This window comes from Streptomyces anthophorae (assembly GCF_049310305.1).
Classification (GTDB): domain Bacteria; phylum Actinomycetota; class Actinomycetes; order Streptomycetales; family Streptomycetaceae; genus Streptomyces.
Genome location: NZ_JBLWQQ010000001.1, coordinates 9,051,018 through 9,065,989, shown reverse-complemented (window position 1 = coordinate 9,065,989; position 14,972 = coordinate 9,051,018). Strand labels below are relative to the sequence as shown.

The following is a 14,972-nucleotide window of genomic DNA, read 5'->3' as shown; positions in this document are numbered from 1 at the left end:
CGTCGCCGGTGTGTGGCGGGAGGAACGGCCGCGGCGGATGTGACGGGCTAAGTTGGGCAGCCCGAACTGTCGCTCCCCGCGGACGCGTTCGCCCCGCCTCGCCGCACACGCCGACGACTCCGACCCCCACCAGGAGTACCGCATGTCCACCGAGCAGCAGCCTCCCGGCTCGAACGGGGCGGCCACCGCCGCGTCCCAAAAGGCCGGTGCCGAACCGGCATCGGGTGCCGCGTCCGACGAGCCCGGCACCGGCACACGGGAGTCGGGCACCGCGCAGCAGGATCCTGGGCCCGCGAGCTCCGGGGTCGGCGCACTGCCGCCGGAGACACCCGACTCCGGCTCCTCGTCCCCGGACACCGAGAGGACCACCGGTGCGCGGAGGCCGAACGAGGGCGTCGCGGTGGCGACGGCCGTCGCTGCCGTGCAGCCGAACGCCAGGACCCGTACCGGCGTGGACGGCGGACGCCCGCGCAAGCCGGTCCTGGCCGGGGCCGCCCTCGCCGGGGCGGCGCTGATCGCGATACCGGTGCTGCTGATCGGCACGAACGACGACGGGCCCCGCGACGACAAGGGCCCGGCCGCGGCGGAGTCCGACACGGTCCTGAGCGCGGGCTCCTCCCCCGACGACCTCGGCGACTACGTGGCGAAGGAGCCGAAGCCCTCCCCCACCAAGGAGAAGGAGACCCCGAAGGCCGTCGTCAAAACCGTCGCCCCGCCGCCCGCGCCCACGACGAGCGCGCCCGCACCGAAGGCGACACCCAAGCCGAAGCCGACCCCGAAGCCGGACTGGGGCGTCACGACCATCGGTGCGCCCAGCGTGCTCGAGGTCAATCAGGCCTGGACCACCAACCGTATCCGTATGATCATGCAACCCGACGGCAATCTCGTCGTCTACAACGAGAAGAACAAGCCGATCTGGGCGTCCATGACCTTCGGCAAGAACCATCGGGCGATCTTCCAGAGCGACGGCAACCTCGTCGTCCACAACGGCGACGACCGGCCTATCTGGGCCTCCAAGAGTCATGGCCACGAGGGCGCCCGACTGGTCCTGCGCGCCGACGCCAAGGTGGTCATCGTGCACAACGGCCAGGTCGTCTGGTCGACCTGACCCGCAGCGGGGAGTGGCGGCCGGGTGAATACGGTGCCGGTGTGAGGGATTTGGGTGTATTCCGCTGTTCCATTACCCGATCAGTCGGTGTTCGTTGGGCTGGGTGACCGTTTCCCCTGCTTCCAGGAGTCACCCGCCCATGCCTGAGGAATTCGTGCGCCGGCTGCATTTCAAAGGGTTCGACTATGAATGCCGCGTCGTCGAGAACCCTGCCCCCCGGACGGAGCCCATCGTGTTGCTGGGCGGCTCCTTCCAGGACATGTACGCCTTCCGCCGCCTGGAGAAGCCGTGGACCGAGGTGGCGACGGTCATCACCGTCGACCTCCCCGGGTCCGGCAACGCCGACGACCTGCCGGCGCACTACGGCTTCGACTTCCTCGCCGAGGTGCTGGGCCATCTGCTGGAACAGCTGGAGCTGTCCTCCGTCAACCTGTTCGCCGCCTCCTACGGCGTGCCCATCGCGTACCGGCTGGTCCAGCGGCGGCCCGAGCTGGTCAGGCGGCTGATGCTGGCCGGGGCCTCCATGGAATATCCGGCGGAGTGCCGGACGGCCCTGCGGGCGATGGTCGACAGCCTCGCCGCCGGAGACATCTCCAGCGCGTACGGCCGGGTGACGGTCGAGGCACTCATGGCCCACCCCGACCGCCCCGTCCGCAAGCGTGCCGTCACGGCACGGCTCCTGGCGTGCACGATGAGCGCCATCACCGCGGCCGACGTGCCCCGTCACCTCGCCATCCTGGAGCGGGTCCTGGCCACGCCCGGCCTGCCGCCCGGCGGCATCCCCGACGTGCCGGCCCTCTGTTTCACCGGTGAATACGACGAGTTCTCCACTCCGGACCGGGTGCGCGAGGTCGCCGCAACGATTCAGCAGGGACGGTTCTCCCTGATCCGTGAGGCCGACCATCTGCCCAATCTCGAACGCGGCAAGGAGTTCTCCCGACTCATCGCCGACTACTTCACCGACCAGCCGCTCGACGCCCTCGACTTCCTGACCGAGGTCGAACGTCCGGCGCTGGAACGGGTGCCGGTCGGCGCTTCGTCGTAGACACCCGGTCGCCCGGTCCCGTCACCGCGATCCCGCGGCCACCAGCGTCCCGGTGATGGGTTCGAGTTCCGCGACCAGTTCGTCGAGCTCCGCGGGCGAGAGGGCTTCGTAGGGCGCGGCGGCGAGTTCATCGGTCAGGGCTTCGATGCGTTGCTTCGCCTCGCGCCCTGCGTCGGTGAACCGGCCCTCCGCGTCGACGAGTCCGCGCTCGCGCAGGCCGTCCATGACCGCGGCCAGGCGTTCTTTCGGCAGATGGTGGATGCGGCCGAACGACTCCGGTGGGTGGATGCCCATGTCCAGAGCGGACAGGACGTGGGCCTCCGTGCCGCCGATGCGCGCCCCGACGAGCGCGGCGACGTGGCCGTCGGCGCGGTGCTCGCGCAGCATGGTCGCGGAGTGCCACAGCCGGGCGAACGGGTCGCTCGGCACCGCGAGGCTGCGCATCCCGGCGTACATCACCCGGCCCGCCGTGGGCGCGCTCGTCGCCGCCTTGGTGGTCAGGTCCGCCGCGCGCACCACGGTCGTCCCCGCGCCGAGGATCCGCCGCAGGGAGGCCGCGCTCCCCCGCTCCCGCGCGACGAGCGACGCCTCGGGCGGGATCGTCTCCCACGCGCTGGGGATGTGGCGCGCGACCTCCCCCTCGGCGAAGCTGTAGAAGGCCGCGTCCACCACCTGCGCCGGCACCCGCCCCAGCGGCGCGGCGCGACTGGCGAAGTAGCCGTCCCAGTAGGTGCGGTGGCCGAGCGCGGCCAGCTCCTCGTTGCACTCGTCCGCGAAGAACGTGACGAGGCAGATCGGCTCCAGGAGCTCGAACATCCGACGGGCGGTGTGCGTCATGGCCCCCATCATGCCCGCGGCCACTGACACTGCGCCGGAACCCTCACGGCGTCAGGATCGCCCGGCCCCGGATGCGCCCGCCCTCCAGGTCGTCCAGCGCGTCCTGGAAGCGGTCGAGCGGGTACTTCGCGGTGTGCAGGCGGACGCGGTCCTGTGCGGCAAGGACCATCAGTTCGCACAGGTCGTTATAGGAGCCGACCAGGTTGCCGATGAAGTTGATCTCGGCGGAGATGATGTCGATGGTCGGGACGTCGATGTTCTCGCCGTAGCCGACCACGTGGTAGTCGCCGGCCGGGCGCAGCATGGCGACGCCGTCCTTGGTGGAGCCGCCCTCGCCGACGAAGTCGATGACCGTCTCCGCCCCGTGCCCGCCGGTGAGTTCGCGCACCCGGTCGACGTGGCCGCCGTCCGCGACGATGCCGTGGTCCGCCCCGATGGAGGCCGCCAGGGCCACCGCGTCGGGGTTGCGGTCGACGACGAGGAGTTCGGCGGCGGTGAGGGCCCGCAGGACCTGGACGCCGATGTGGCCGAGCCCGCCCGCGCCGATCACCACGCAGCGGTCCCCCGGCCGCAGCTTTCGGGCCGCCTTGGCCGCGGCGTGGTACGCCGTGAGGCCCGCGTCGGCGAGTGCCGCGACGTCGGCCGGTTCGAGGGAGTCGTCGATCCGTACGACGCTGCGCGCTGAGGTCTTGAGGTACTCGGCGTAGCCGCCGGCCGTGTCGATGCCGGGGAACCGGTTGTTCTCGCAGTGGACGTCGTCGCCCGCCCGGCAGGCCCGGCAGAGCCCGCAGGTGATCAGCGGGTGCACGATGACCTTGTCGCCCTCGGTGACGTTGGTGACGGCGCTGCCGACGGCGTGCACCCAGCCGGCGTTCTCGTGGCCGATCGTGTAGGGCAGTGTCACACCGGACTTCTGCGCCCACTGCCCTTCCAGGATGTGGATGTCGGTGCGGCACACGCCGGCGCCGCCGATCTTGACGATGACGTCGAAGGGGCCGGTGATCTCGGGGGCCGGTACCTCGGCCATCTCGAGGTTCTTGCCGTAGCCCACGACCTGGACTGCCTTCACGAGACTCTCTCCTTCGATTGCGATGGGTCGGCCGCGGACTGCGGATAGCGGGTGCGCAGCAGGCCACGACAGAAGTGCGCGTTGCCGTCGATCGACACCCGGACCGCGCGGGCGAAGCGCAGCCGCAGCGGGATCTCGCCGCGCGGGACGCGTCGCCCTTCCTCGTCCACCAGCGCCGGGTCGGACGGTGCCACGCCGAGGCCGAGTGCCTCCCGTCGCCGCAGCAGCGCGGCGGAGGTCGCCGCGTCGGGGAGGTCGCCGAGGACCACGTCGTGCAGGTCCTCCTCGGTGAGGTCGGGGTTCTCGCGGAGCAGGCGCGTCAACGCCCGCTCCATCGCGGCGGAGTGTGCCTTGCGGCGGAACGTGAGCCGCAGCGCTTCGAGGTCCTTCTCGGCCTCGGCCCCGAACGTGCCGCGGTAGCCCGCGTCCGCGGCGAGACCCTGGTTGATGAGGTCCGAGTCGTGGTGGTCGTCGAGCAGCACCACGACATCGCGCGTCCAGGGCAGCGCCGTCAGCGCGTCCTTGGAGTCCGAGGCCATGAGGTACGCGAAGTTGGGCGAGCAGAACGAGGTGGGGAGCCTGAGTCGGACAGTGAGCGCCCCGTCGGGGGTCACCGTCACGGAGCTGACGAAGCCCAGGTCGGTGATCGGCTCGTCCAGCTCCGGGTCGAGGACCGCGTCGAGCGCGGTGCGGGCGGAGTGTTCCCTCACGTCGGCGCGCATGTCAGGCCGCCGCCGGTGTGTCGACACCGAGCCCTGCCGGGACCTCGATGTCGTACATGGCCGCCGCGTTGAGGCCGAGGATCTTCTTCTTCTGCGCCAGAGTGATCGGCGCGTACTCGGGGGTCATGTCCTCGGGGATCTGGAAGTCGACGAACCGCTCGATCAGCCAGCGGGGCGTCCAGAGCGCGTAGTCGCTGGAGAACTGGATGCGGTCCTCGTCCAGCCAGTAGAGCAGTTCGCCGATGATCTGCGCGAAGTACCGCGGCCGGGTGTGGATGAAGGGGATCGCGACGGCGAGGCCCGCGTGCACGTTGGGCTCCTGCGTGGCGATCCAGCAGAAGTCCTCCAGGCGCGGCAGTCCGCAGTGCTCGACGACGAAGTTCATCTCGGGGAACTGCGTGGCCGCCTTGTCGACGTCCGCCACGTCGAAGGCGTCCCGGTCGAGGGGGCGGATCGTCGGTCCCTTGTGGATGTGGATGTTGTTGATCCCGAGTTCCTGGCAGACCTCCAGGTAGCGGTACGTCCACGGGTCGTCGAGCTTGTAGCCGCGGCTGTCGCCCTTCCACTCGGCGGTGTAGAGCTTCACGCCCTTGAGCCGGAACCGCTCGGCGTCGCGCCGCAGTTGGTCGATTCCCTTCTGCTCGTACCGGGGGTCCCAGGAGTGGTTGTACGTCAGCTTGTCGGGGTGCTGCCGGGCGAGCGCGAAGGCTTCCTCGGTCTGCCCGAAGCCACCGCGGTAGAACGCTCCGAGGCGTGCGGGCTGGAAGATGGCGTGGTCGACGTACCCGTCGACGAAGAGGTCCTTCATCAGGCGCTCGCCGCCCTGGTAGAGGTACTCCTCGTACGGCCACACCTCGGATTCCGGGCTGAGGTTGCGGTGGTAGTCGTAGAAGCAGTCGATGAACTGCTTGCCGTGGATGTTGAGTTGGTTCTCCGGGCGTGCGTCCCAGAGTGCGATGTGCGCGTCGACGATGAAGTAGTTCTCGCCGTCCTTGGAATACATCGGTCTCCTCGGCTCTTCGGGTTCTCAGGTCCTCGGCTTCTCGGTGTGCGTCAGGAGAACTGGATGCCGCCGTCGATCATCACGGACTGGCCGGTCATGTAGTCCGCGTCCCGTGAGGCCAGGTAGGAGACGAAGGACGCGACGTCGGTGGGTTCCTCGACGCGGCCGAGCGCGATGGCCTCCGCGTACTTCTTGATGGCGCGGCCCTTTTGCAGACCCTCTTCCTGTGCGAGGCGCTCGTCGATGAGGTCCCACATGTCGGTGCCGACGATGCCGGGGCAGTACGCGTTGACGGTGATGCCGTGCCGCGCCCACTCCATGGCGGCGGCCTGGGTCAGTCCGCGTACGCCCCACTTGGACGCCGAGTAGGTGCCGAGCAGCGCGAACGGGCGGTACGCGACGATCGACGCCGCGCCGATGATCTTTCCGCCGCCGCCCTGGGCGATCATCTGGCGGGCGGCTGCCTGGTAGGAGAGGAAGACGCCGCGCAGGTTCACGGCCATGATCTGCTCGAACTCGTCGAGGCCGGTGTCGAGGAGCGGGGTGACGCGGGCGATGCCGGCGTTGGCGACGTAGACGTCGACCCGGCCGAAGCGGCTCGCCACTTCCTCGACGAGCGCGTCGGTCTGCTCCTTGCTGGACACGTCGGCGTGCACGGCGAGGGACCTGCGGCCGGTCTTCTCGATGCCTGCCGCCACTTCGTTCAGTTCCTCGCTCATGCCGGGGAGGTCGGCGACGGCGACATCGAGTCCGTCCTGGGCAAGGCGCTCGGCGATGGCGCGGCCGATGCCGCGGGCCGCGCCGGTGACGATCGCGGTGCGGGGCGTGGTGTCGACGGAGGTCATAGCGGGCTCCTGTGCTCGACGGCCGGCTGCCGCACCCGTTGTGCGGCGCCGACCATCAGCGTGGGGGCCAGGGGCTCCGTCGAGTTTTTCAATGTGGAACACACCGCGTCCCGCACCGGTACCCGCGCGCGGAAAACGCACGGGAAGCCTTGGCGAACAGCCCGTTGACTGGTACGAACACCTTCGTAATATGGCGGAAACACGCCCATCGGAGGCGCCATGCTCAGCGACAGCACGGAGCGGGACCGGACCATCGCGCGAGCGCGCCTGCAGTTCCTCACCCACGCGGAACCGCCCGCGCAGATCGTGCCCGAGGGCATCCGCAACTCCTGGCAGCGTTCCAAGTACCTCGGGGTCGGCACGGACGAGGTGGTCGTCCCCTACCAGCCGGACTTCGACCGGGAGAGCCGCCTGGTCCGCGCCGCCGCACCCGTCCTCGACCGGCTGGAGCGGACGCTGGCGGGGTCGGACGCGAGCGTGATCGTGACGGACCGCAAGGGCTGGGTGCGCGACCGCCGCGTCGGGGAGAAGCGGCTCTCCATGCACCTGGACCGGGTCCACCTGGCCCCCGGCTTCAATTACGCCGAGCAGTTCGTCGGCACGAACGGCATCGGGGTCGCCCTGGAGGAGCGCCGGCCCAACGTGGTCCTCGGCACCGAGCACTTCAACGAGCGTCTGCAAGGCGTGTCCTGCGCGGCCGCCCCGATCCGCAACTCGGTCACCGGGCGCGTCGAGGGAGCCATGAACCTGACGTGCTGGAACGGCCCGGCGCGCACCCTCATGGCGGCCCTGGTGCAGGAGGCCGCCGGTGACATCGAACGCGTCATGTACGAGTTCAGCAGCTCGCACCAGCGTGCACTGCTCGAGGCGTTCCAGCAGGTGAGCCACTACGGTGACCGGCCGGTGCTCTGTCTCGGCCAGGATCTCGTCCTCGCCAACTCGGCGGCCTCCGCGCGGCTCACGGGCGACGACCACCGGCTGCTGCACGAGGCCGCCGCCGAACTGGGGCACGCGCCGCGCACCCGCCACGAGGTGCAACTGACGGGCGGGGACAGCGTCCTGATGCGCTGCCGCCAGGTCGACAGCTCCGTGGGCGCGGCCGGGTACCTGCTGGAGCTGGCCTTCGCGGACGTCCCCACCGCGGGCCACCGGCCCCGCTCGTCCGGCTCCCGGACGCGCACGGAGCAGGACGCGGTCCGGCCGTGGCCGCTGCCGGGACTCGCCGGGACGGACCCGGCGTGGAACACCGTCTCCCGTACGGCGTCCCGCTGCGCCCGCGAGCGGACGCCGCTCCTGCTCCACGGCGAGGCGGGCACGGGCAAGGCGGCGCTGGTGGGCGCAGCGCACGCGCTGACCGGTGCGGCCTCGGCGCCCGTCGTCGTGGATGCCGCCACCGGGGGCGAGGCCCGCAGCGGCCTGCCGACAGCACTGCGCGAGGCGTCGGCGGGGGCGGGCCGCGCCCTGCTCCTTCGCAACGTGGACGCCGTGGCCCCCGAGGAAGCCGCCGCCGTCGCCCAGGCCCTGGAGGCCGCGGCGGCACAGGGCACCTGGGTCGTGGGTACGCTGCGCCGACCGCGCGGCGTACCCGAACCGCTGAGGCGCTGTTTCGTCGAAGCGGTGGCCGTTCCCGCCCTGCGGCACCGCCTCGCGGACCTGCCCGCCCTGGTCGACTGTCTGCTGCGGCGCGTCGGCGCGGGCGTCGAGTGCGCGCCCGAGGTGCTGCCGCTGCTGCGTCGGCACGACTGGCCGGGCAACATCCGGCAGCTGGACGCCGCGTTGCGCGAGGCCGCGGCGGGCCGCCGCACCTACCGCATCGAGCTCGGCGATCTGCCGCCGTCCCTGCACAGCCCGGGCGGCCGATCGCTCAGCCCGTGGGAGGCGTCCGAGCGCGACACCCTGGTCCAGGCCCTGCTGGAGGTGGACGGCAACAAGCTGCTTGCGGCGCAGCGGCTCGGCATCTCCCGTACGACGATCTACCGGAAGATGCGGGCCTACGGCATCACCCTCCCCGCACGCGGCTGAGTCGGCGGACGGCGCCCGCCCCCAATTTCGCTACGGCCGTTGCGTAAAGCCTCCTGTCTCCGTACGCTCCAATTACGAAACGGCAGTAGCGTAATGACTGGGGCGGAGCACGGGACATGGCGCAGCGAGGGCGGCCGAGGAACGCGGAGGCCGACGAGCGGATCCTGCGGACGGCGCGGGACCAGCTCCTGGAGCACGGCTACGCGGGGTTCGTCGTGGACAAGGTCGCCGAACGGGCCGACGTGGCCAAGACGACCCTGTACCGGCGCTGGCCCACCAAGGATCATCTGGCCGTCGCGGTCGTCGCCCGGATGCAGGACGACGTGGCCGTCCCGGACACCGGGGACGTGCGCGCCGACCTCACCGACTACGCGGAGCAGATCGCTCGCGGCCTCAACAGCATGCGGCGTGCGGGACGCCAGGGCGAGGCCGACGATCTCTCCGCCGGTGTGGTGGCCGAGCTGGTCGCCGCGGCCGCCCGGCACCCCGACATCGGCACGCTGGTCCGCGACGTCTTCACCCGGCGCAACCAGGTCGTCCTGGGCCTGATCGACCGCGCCCGGCTCCGCGGCGAGCTGGACTCCGCCACCGACTCCGGCCTGCTGTTCGACCAACTCGCCGGGGCGCTGTACTACCGGCTCCTCATCACCGGCCGGCCGATCGACCGTGCGTATGCCGAACGACTCGTGAGCGCCGCCCTGCGCGGCGCGCTACCGCTCAGGGAGAGTTGATGAACGCGTTACTGGAAGCGCCGATACACCCGCGCCGGACCCGGACCCGGACCCGGACCCGGCGCCGTCGCCCGGCCGCCGTGCTGGCCTCGCTCCTCGTCCTGTTGGCGATCTACACCGGCTGGACCAACGCCCGCCCGTACAGGCTGAGTTCGTCGATCGAGCTGGAGGCGACGCCCGACGAGGTCTGGCGCGTGCTGTCCGATCTGCGGGCCTACGACCAGTGGAATCCGTTCATCGTCTCCGCGAGCGGCACGGTGCGCGAGGACGCCACCCTGCGTCTGGTCCTGCGCGACAAGACCGGGGACACCACGTTCACACCCACCGTGCTGGCCGCCGACGCGGGCCGGGAGCTGCGCTGGATCGGCCGGATCGGACCCGGCCTCGTCTTCGACGGCGAACACCGGTTCGTCATCGACCAGGTGGGGAGCCACCGGGTCAGGCTGACGCAGAGCGAGGCCTTCAGCGGCGTGGCGGTTCCCTTCTACCGAAGCACGCTGAAGTCCAACACCCTGCCGCAGTTCCGCGCGCTGAACCGGGCACTGGCCGACCGCCTGGCCGAGCTCAGGGACTCCTGAACCCGGCCGCTTGAACCCCGGCTGACTGAAGCGGCGCGGCTCAGCCGCCCCTGCGCACCCGCGCCGCCTTGCGCGCCTCGGCGAGCTTGCGGGCCTCGTTGGTCTTGCGGGAGCCGCGGCCGCCCGAGCCGGCCGCGGTTCCCGTCCCGGTTCCGGAGCCGCTCTTCGGGTTCTTGGTGCTGCCCAGGCCGCGGAACGGGGTGTTCTGGTTCTTGGGGCGCTGGGCGGGGCCGCCGTCCAGCGGCTTGCCGGAGGGGGCCCTGGCGCCGGTGATACGGCTCAGTTCCGCCTCGCCGGAGCGCACCTTGGTGACCTTGGCGGTGACGTCGGCGTCCGCCATCACCTGGCTCGTCTCGCGGCGCTGGCCCGACAGGACGAGGGAGACGACGGTGCCGGAGCGTCCCGCGCGGGCCGTGCGTCCCGCGCGGTGCAGGTAGTCCTTGGGGTCGGTCGCCGGGTCGACGTTGACCACGAGGTCCAGGTCGTCGACGTGCAGGCCGCGCGCGGCGACGTTGGTCGCCACCAGCGCGGTGATCTCGCCGTCCTTGAACTGGGCCAGGGTCCGGGTGCGCTGCGGCTGGGCCTTGCCGCTGTGCAGCGCGGCGGCGGCCACACCGCTGGCCCGCAGGTGCCGGGTGAGCTGGTCGACGCCGTGCTTGGTGTCGAGGAAGAGCAGGACGCGGCCGTCGCGGGCGGCGATCTCCGTGGCGACGGACCAGCGGTCCGGCCCGTGCACGACGAGGACGTGGTGCTCGATCGTGGAGACCGCGCTCGACGAGGGGTCCACGGAGTGCTCGGCCGGGTCGCGCAGGTAGCGCTGCACCAACTGATCGACGTCGCCGTCGAGGGTGGCGGAGAACAGCATCCGCTGGCCGTCGGGCCGCACCTGGTCGAGCGCCTCGGTGACCTGCGGCAGGAAGCCCATGTCGCACATCTGGTCGGCCTCGTCGAGGACCGTGATGCGCACCCGTCCCAGGCGGCAGCCCTTGCGGTCGATCAGGTCGTGCAGCCGTCCCGGGGTGGCGATGACGACCTCGGCGCCGTCGCGCAGCGCGGCGGACTGCCGGGCGATGGACACGCCGCCCACCACCGTCGCGAGCCGCAGCCGCAGCGCCTCGGCGTACGGGGTGAGCGCCTCGGTCACCTGCTGCGCCAGCTCCCGGGTGGGGACCAGCACGAGGGCGAGGGGCTCCTTGGGCTGCGCGCGCCGCCCGGCCGTCCGGGCGAGCAGCCCGAGGCCGAAGGCGAGCGTCTTGCCGGAACCGGTGCGGCCCCGGCCGAGGACGTCCCGCCCCGCCAGCGCGTTCGGCAGCGCCGCCGCCTGGATGGGGAAGGGCTTCGTCACGCCGTGCTCGGCGAGCGTGCGCAGCACCGCGGCCGGCAGATCGAGGTCCGCGAAGGACGCCACGGGGGCGGTGCCCGGCGCGTCGTCCTGCTGCCGGGCGTCGTCGGCACGTGCTGATTCGCTCACAGAGAGCCTTCCTGCGAAGGGTGGGACCGTACCGAGGAAGGCGCGGCGGGGACGCGGCGGCCGGCCGGCGGCACCCAACGGGACACCGGCACGACTGCGCTGCAAACGCTCAACGCTAGCACGGGACGTAGACAGACGCCTCTGACCTGGCGTTTTACATGTCGACCGACTCCACTACGGGGACTCCTCGCGGCCCTCACGACGTTCGGCATCCCGATCGACCAGAGAACTCGTTCTCGATTTCGGGCCGGCACGGGGTCCGCCACACGGGTGGCACGAGGCGTGCCCCGGACGGTCCGGGGCAACGGGCCAGAACGAGCGAGAGGAAGGAACGCGCATGCCACTGGAGACCCCGTCCCACCCGTCGGCCACGCTGGAGGCTCTGACGCTCCTGCGCGGCTCGCTCCAGGACGGATACACGCCCGCGTCCAACGCTCAACTCGACTCGGCCGTCCTTCGCTTGAGACAGCGTCTCGGCGACGAGACCGCGGCCCACTGCGCGTTGTTGTGGGCGATGACGCACACGGCGGAACTGAGCGTGGGCGTCGCGGCGCAGGCGTACGACCTGGACCCCGGTTCCGTACTGGACCAACTGACCGTCGGACTGCGGGGTGTGGACCACCAGCAGTGACGTCATCGTGAGAAGTCCTCGCGCTGACGCGGATCCGAATCGACGGCACCCGCCTCCCGTTCATCCGCTGCCGCCGGGGCGCCACCGGTGAGGTGGTCGAGCGTTCCGGCGGCCCGCACGGTCAGTACACCGCCCGACACCCCGATGGTCGCCACCCTCAGGGCTGCGTAGGAGGTCATGCGGGGTGTCCGGAGCGGGGAACGGCCACGGCCCCGCGAGCCCCGGCGAGGATGCCGGTGGCGCGCGGGAAGTCGCTGAGCTGATGCAGCAGGGAGTCGAGGGCCGGCAGCAGGCACTGCGGCGGGACTCCGCGGCTGCCGAGGATGTCGGCGGTCCACGTGACGAACCTGCTGAACAGTTCGGCGTCATCGACGTACAGAGCGGTGACGAGGTGGGTGAGGATGTGGTCGATGTCCTCGGCCGTGCGCTCCAGTTGGAACGTGCTGTAGGCGCGCATGGGAGGGAAGGTGCTCTCCACATCGACGAGGGTCTGCTTGATCAGCCGCCGCTTCGACTGCCTGACCATGGTGAATTCCTGATCGCCGAGGTGCGGCATGTCGAGGTCGGGCGAGCGGGCCGCCGACACGGAGGGCCGCGGGAGCCCCCGCGCCAGTACGGCGTGCGCGCCGCGGGCGTCGGGTGCCCAGGAAGCCCGCATCCGGCGCGCGTAGCGGCCTTGCGGGCCGAACGCGGCGCCGCCGACCATCACCGGGACACCGGCGGCCCGGCAGGCGCTGATCGCCGCATGGGCGGTGGGCAGGTGCGAGGGGATCGACGAGGAGAGGAGCACGGCGTCGGGGGTGTGCTGATGGAGGTGGGCGACGAGGTGCTCCGTGGGCACCTGCGCCCCGAGGTGGTCGACGTTCCAGCCGCGCAGTCGCAGGACCTCGGCGACCAGCCGGGCGGGCAGTGCATGCCACTCGCCGTCCACGCACGCGACCGTCACGCGGCCCAGGGCCGGGGCGGCCCGCACGTCGGCGGTCAGCTCGGCGACCGCGGCGACGCAGCGCTCGTTCATGGCGGTCGCCGCGTGCTCCTGCGCCACCGAGATCGTGTTCGCCGCCCACCGCAGGCCCACGCGCTCCTGTACCGGCGCGATCAGGTCGAGGAGTGCGCGCTCGGCAGCGACCGCCACCTGCGCGGGTTCCCCCTCGCCCACGGCCCCGGTCACCACCGCCACGGCGCTCGCGTCGTCACTGCCGATCACAGCGTTCCACAACTGCTCTTGCAGCTCACTGTAGTTCGGCGCCCCTGCGGCCCCGGTGGTCGTCATGCGGTGAACCTGCCCCGGGTGTGTCCGTCCACCGCGGTGAGGTGGCTGGACCGTGGTGCGGTGATGGCCAGGAGCGCCATGTCGTCATGAGGGCCGTCGCCCACCCACTGGGAAGCCACCATGTGCACATGCTCGGTGACGGCCTCCGCCGGCAGCCCGGCACACTCGGCGAGCACGGAACGCAGGCGCTCGTCCCCGAACATGCGGTCCCCCAACGGGCCGCCGCAGGCCTCGGTGATGCCGTCGGAGTACATCAGGCAGGTCTCCCCCGGCTCCAGGAACACCGTCGCCGTGTCCACCGTCATCTCGGGCAGCACGCCGACGAGTGTGCCGCGCGTCCTGGCCTCCTCGACGCGGCCGTCGGCCCGGAGGATGAGCGGCGGGGGGTGCCCGCCGCTGGTGAGGCGCAGCCGCACCCGGCCCTGCCTGCGCACCGCCGTCGCGCACACCATGGTGGCGAAGCGCGTGTGGTGCGAGCTAAGCAACGCGCTGTTGAGCAGGGTCAGTACGCGGGCGTGGTCGGACGCGAAGGGCAGCAGCGCGTGCACGGTGTTGCGGATCTTCCCTGTCAGGACCGCCGCTTCCAGGCCTTTGCCGCACACGTCGCCCAGCACGGCGAACACCTCGCCGCCTTCACCGTCGTCACTGTCGGCCGCGTACACGTCGTAGAAGTCGCCGCCCACTCGCTCGCTCGCCGCCGAGGGACGGTAGCGACCCGAGAAGTCGATGCCCTGGGTCCGCCCGAGCGTGGGCGGCAGCAGCTCCTGCATGAGGACACTGGTGATGTGCGTCTGCTCCGTATAGATCCTGGCGGCCGACAGGCCCGCTCCCGCGCGGGCGGCGAACAGCCGGGCGAAGGCCTCCTCGCTCTCGGTGAATGCCGTTTCCTTGCTGTGGCGCATCAACACGACGGCGCCCGCCGGCAGTCCGTGGCCGGGCAGCGGAACCACTGCCACCGAGCCGATCTCGCCCGCGTGCTCGGCGAATCCCTCGGGGACGGCCCACTCCGGCATCAGGGCCGGGTCGATCCAGCGGGAGGGCACCGGGGGAAACCCCAGCAACGCCTCGGCCAGGCCGGGCAGTTCGTCGGCGTTCACGGCGATGCGGCGCTGCGTGACCCGGCCGCCGCACGCCCAGGTCACCGGATGCGTGCGGCCGCTGCCGACGCCGACGATGACCGCCGCGTCCGCGAGGTGCTCGGCCGCCAGCAAGGCGGTGACCTCCATGCACCGGTCCACGTTCAAGGAGGCCAGGAGTTCGCTGGAGGCCTCCTGGAGGACACGTGAGCGGGTCCGCTCGCCGGCCAACTGGTCGCGGGCGAGCCGGAGATCACTGTCGTCGACCAGCCACCAGGACACCGTGCCGTTGGCGCCGCGGCTGGGGAAGGCTTCCACCGTGCGCTCGCCGATGCGGCCCCATGCCACGGCAGGCGGCCCGTCGCCGGCGCCGATCAGGACGTCGGTGTGCGCGTCGGCCAGCCAGGCAGGCACCGTGTCCACCAGCAGCGCGCCGGCCCGCACGCCGTCGAGGAGGGCTCTGGCCTGGTCGTTGCAGAACAGGATGCGGCCCACCGGATTCACCGTCAGCATCGGATGCTGCGGCCGAGGTTCGGGGACCGGTATCGCGTCGCGGGGACC

General features: G+C 71.5%; 15 protein-coding genes. 6 read left to right on the top strand and 9 right to left on the bottom strand.

Features of this window, described 5'->3' with window-relative positions; genetic code table 11:
• Positions 1–142: 142 nt before the first annotated feature.
• Both ACNYS0_RS41400 and ACNYS0_RS41395 read left to right on the top strand, forming a co-directional pair.
• Positions 143–1,108, top strand: a complete 966-nt coding sequence (locus ACNYS0_RS41400) for a mannose-binding protein (protein ID WP_422481856.1) — start codon at positions 143–145, stop codon at positions 1,106–1,108.
• 139 nt (positions 1,109–1,247) lie between these two features.
• A complete protein-coding gene (locus tag ACNYS0_RS41395) occupies positions 1,248–2,153 on the top strand; it encodes an alpha/beta fold hydrolase (protein ID WP_422481854.1) in 906 nt (301 codons plus the stop codon).
• A 21-nt stretch (positions 2,154–2,174) separates the two neighbouring features.
• Here ACNYS0_RS41395 and ACNYS0_RS41390 read toward each other — a convergent pair whose 3' ends face one another.
• From ACNYS0_RS41390 to ACNYS0_RS41370, 5 genes are read right to left on the bottom strand one after another with little or no spacing between them, the layout of a single operon-like run.
• Positions 2,175–2,990 carry an SCO6745 family protein gene (locus ACNYS0_RS41390; RefSeq protein WP_422481852.1) on the bottom strand — a complete coding sequence of 272 codons (816 nt, stop codon included), beginning with the start codon at positions 2,988–2,990 and terminating at the stop codon, positions 2,175–2,177.
• A 43-nt stretch (positions 2,991–3,033) separates the two neighbouring features.
• A complete protein-coding gene (locus ACNYS0_RS41385; protein WP_422481850.1) occupies positions 3,034–4,059 on the bottom strand; it encodes an NAD(P)-dependent alcohol dehydrogenase in 1,026 nt (341 codons plus the stop codon).
• A complete protein-coding gene (locus ACNYS0_RS41380; protein ID WP_422481848.1) occupies positions 4,056–4,781 on the bottom strand; it encodes an iron-sulfur cluster assembly protein in 726 nt (241 codons plus the stop codon). Before ACNYS0_RS41380 ends, ACNYS0_RS41385 begins: the two co-directional genes overlap by 4 nt.
• Before the next feature lies 1 nt (position 4,782).
• Entirely contained in the window at positions 4,783–5,784 is a 1,002-nt protein-coding gene (locus ACNYS0_RS41375) for an amidohydrolase family protein (RefSeq protein ID WP_422481846.1), read from the bottom strand.
• Between the two features lie 50 nt (positions 5,785–5,834).
• Complete coding sequence (locus ACNYS0_RS41370; protein WP_422481844.1) at positions 5,835–6,629, bottom strand: acetoin reductase; 795 nt, start codon at positions 6,627–6,629, stop codon at positions 5,835–5,837.
• Between the two features lie 219 nt (positions 6,630–6,848).
• Between ACNYS0_RS41370 and ACNYS0_RS41365 the strand changes: the two genes are divergently transcribed.
• The 3 genes from ACNYS0_RS41365 (at position 6,849) to ACNYS0_RS41355 (ending at position 9,960) form a co-directional block, all read left to right on the top strand.
• On the top strand, positions 6,849–8,651 hold the full coding sequence (locus ACNYS0_RS41365) for a sigma-54-dependent Fis family transcriptional regulator (protein WP_422481842.1): 1,803 nt from the start codon (positions 6,849–6,851) through the stop codon (positions 8,649–8,651).
• 116 nt (positions 8,652–8,767) lie between these two features.
• Positions 8,768–9,382, top strand: coding sequence for a TetR/AcrR family transcriptional regulator (locus ACNYS0_RS41360; protein ID WP_422481840.1), 615 nt, complete (start codon positions 8,768–8,770; stop codon positions 9,380–9,382).
• Positions 9,382–9,960, top strand: coding sequence for an SRPBCC family protein (locus ACNYS0_RS41355; protein ID WP_422481838.1), 579 nt, complete (start codon positions 9,382–9,384; stop codon positions 9,958–9,960). The genes ACNYS0_RS41360 and ACNYS0_RS41355 overlap by 1 nt, the downstream gene beginning before the upstream one ends.
• Before the next feature lie 40 nt (positions 9,961–10,000).
• Here ACNYS0_RS41355 and ACNYS0_RS41350 read toward each other — a convergent pair whose 3' ends face one another.
• A complete protein-coding gene (locus ACNYS0_RS41350; protein WP_422481836.1) occupies positions 10,001–11,431 on the bottom strand; it encodes a DEAD/DEAH box helicase in 1,431 nt (476 codons plus the stop codon).
• A gap of 337 nt (positions 11,432–11,768) precedes the next feature.
• Between ACNYS0_RS41350 and ACNYS0_RS41345 the strand changes: the two genes are divergently transcribed.
• The gene (locus ACNYS0_RS41345; protein ID WP_422481834.1) at positions 11,769–12,062 is read left to right on the top strand and encodes a hypothetical protein; all 294 of its coding nucleotides are present in this window, start codon (positions 11,769–11,771) and stop codon (positions 12,060–12,062) included.
• A 2-nt stretch (positions 12,063–12,064) separates the two neighbouring features.
• On the opposite strand, the gene ACNYS0_RS41340 is transcribed toward ACNYS0_RS41345, so the two are convergent.
• The 3 genes from ACNYS0_RS41340 to ACNYS0_RS41330 are packed head-to-tail and all read right to left on the bottom strand — an operon-like array spanning position 12,065 to position 14,924.
• Positions 12,065–12,241 carry a hypothetical protein gene (locus tag ACNYS0_RS41340; protein ID WP_422481832.1) on the bottom strand — a complete coding sequence of 59 codons (177 nt, stop codon included), beginning with the start codon at positions 12,239–12,241 and terminating at the stop codon, positions 12,065–12,067.
• Positions 12,238–13,335 (bottom strand): cobalamin B12-binding domain-containing protein, encoded by a 1,098-nt coding sequence (locus tag ACNYS0_RS41335; RefSeq protein ID WP_422481830.1) that lies wholly within the window; start codon positions 13,333–13,335, stop codon positions 12,238–12,240. Before ACNYS0_RS41335 ends, ACNYS0_RS41340 begins: the two co-directional genes overlap by 4 nt.
• The gene (locus ACNYS0_RS41330; RefSeq protein WP_422481828.1) at positions 13,332–14,924 is read right to left on the bottom strand and encodes a PP2C family protein-serine/threonine phosphatase; all 1,593 of its coding nucleotides are present in this window, start codon (positions 14,922–14,924) and stop codon (positions 13,332–13,334) included. Before ACNYS0_RS41330 ends, ACNYS0_RS41335 begins: the two co-directional genes overlap by 4 nt.
• Between the last annotated feature and the right edge of the window lie 48 nt (positions 14,925–14,972).

Excerpts from the sequence above, each read along its gene's own strand:
- ACNYS0_RS41400 (WP_422481856.1), top strand. The coding sequence starts at position 143 with ATGTCCACCGAGCAGCAGCCTCCCGGCTCGAACGGGGCGGCCACCGCC.
- ACNYS0_RS41395 (WP_422481854.1), top strand. The coding sequence starts at position 1,248 with ATGCCTGAGGAATTCGTGCGCCGGCTGCATTTCAAAGGGTTCGACTAT.
- ACNYS0_RS41390 (WP_422481852.1), bottom strand. The coding sequence starts at position 2,990 with ATGACGCACACCGCCCGTCGGATGTTCGAGCTCCTGGAGCCGATCTGC.
- ACNYS0_RS41380 (WP_422481848.1), bottom strand. The coding sequence starts at position 4,781 with ATGCGCGCCGACGTGAGGGAACACTCCGCCCGCACCGCGCTCGACGCG.
- ACNYS0_RS41375 (WP_422481846.1), bottom strand. The coding sequence starts at position 5,784 with ATGTATTCCAAGGACGGCGAGAACTACTTCATCGTCGACGCGCACATC.
- ACNYS0_RS41370 (WP_422481844.1), bottom strand. The coding sequence starts at position 6,629 with ATGACCTCCGTCGACACCACGCCCCGCACCGCGATCGTCACCGGCGCG.
- ACNYS0_RS41365 (WP_422481842.1), top strand. The coding sequence starts at position 6,849 with ATGCTCAGCGACAGCACGGAGCGGGACCGGACCATCGCGCGAGCGCGC.
- ACNYS0_RS41360 (WP_422481840.1), top strand. The coding sequence starts at position 8,768 with ATGGCGCAGCGAGGGCGGCCGAGGAACGCGGAGGCCGACGAGCGGATC.
- ACNYS0_RS41355 (WP_422481838.1), top strand. The coding sequence starts at position 9,382 with ATGAACGCGTTACTGGAAGCGCCGATACACCCGCGCCGGACCCGGACC.
- ACNYS0_RS41345 (WP_422481834.1), top strand. The coding sequence starts at position 11,769 with ATGCCACTGGAGACCCCGTCCCACCCGTCGGCCACGCTGGAGGCTCTG.
- ACNYS0_RS41340 (WP_422481832.1), bottom strand. The coding sequence starts at position 12,241 with ATGACCTCCTACGCAGCCCTGAGGGTGGCGACCATCGGGGTGTCGGGC.
- ACNYS0_RS41335 (WP_422481830.1), bottom strand. The coding sequence starts at position 13,335 with ATGACGACCACCGGGGCCGCAGGGGCGCCGAACTACAGTGAGCTGCAA.
- ACNYS0_RS41330 (WP_422481828.1), bottom strand. The coding sequence starts at position 14,924 with ATGCTGACGGTGAATCCGGTGGGCCGCATCCTGTTCTGCAACGACCAG.